The following is a 775-nucleotide window of genomic DNA, read 5'->3' on the forward strand; positions in this document are numbered from 1 at the left end:
TTGGCGGTGTATGACACCCGCCAAGGTTTGCTGGGTGAAGTCCTGTTCAGTCAGATTGATCTGCATGCGCCTTACGGCGGGGTGGTTCCAGAGCTGGCCTCCCGGGATCATGTGCGCCGCCTTCCGCTGCTGCTGGAACAGCTCATGCTGCAAACCGGGGGGCAACGCCCCGATGCCGTCGCCGTCACGGCGGGTCCGGGACTGATTGACGCCTTGCTGGTGGGCGTCAATTTTGCGCGGGCGCTGGCCTTTGCCTGGGATATTCCGGTTATTCCCGTTCATCATCTGGAAGGACACCTTCTTGCTCCCCTGCTCAATGGCGTGGCGCCCTTTCCGGCAGTGGCTTTGTTGGTTTCCGGTGGGCATACCATGCTCATTGAAGTGCGGGGACTGGGCAATTATGTGTTGCTGGGTGAAACCCTGGATGACGCAGCTGGTGAGGCTTTCGATAAAGCGGCTAAAATGCTGGGACTAGGCTATCCCGGGGGGCCGGCTCTGGCGGCTTTGGCAGAAGGTGGTGACCCCGAGGCATTTCGTTTGCCAAGACCGCTTTTGGATCGACCTGGCATGGACTTCAGCTTCAGTGGATTGAAAACAGCCTTTCGTCTGGCCGCCATGAAAGTTCCTGAAGAGGATATGACCCAGAGAAAAAATCTGGCTGCCAGTTTTCAGCAGGCGGTGGTCGATACCCTGTTTCGGAAATGCCAGCGCGCCTTGCAACACACCGGTCTGAAGCGTTTGATTGTGGCGGGCGGGGTGGGAGCCAATCGCGCCT

The 775-nt window shown here is 58.8% G+C and carries 1 protein-coding gene; it reads left to right on the forward strand.

What is annotated here, in order from left to right; genetic code table 11:
* Positions 1-775: tRNA (adenosine(37)-N6)-threonylcarbamoyltransferase complex transferase subunit TsaD (tsaD, locus tag HJG40_RS14090; protein ID WP_215864784.1), on the forward strand; the 775-nt coding region annotated here is incomplete at both ends.

Source organism: Acidithiobacillus concretivorus (assembly GCF_018853445.1).
In the GTDB taxonomy this organism is placed as follows: Bacteria; Pseudomonadota; Gammaproteobacteria; order Acidithiobacillales; family Acidithiobacillaceae; genus Acidithiobacillus; species Acidithiobacillus concretivorus.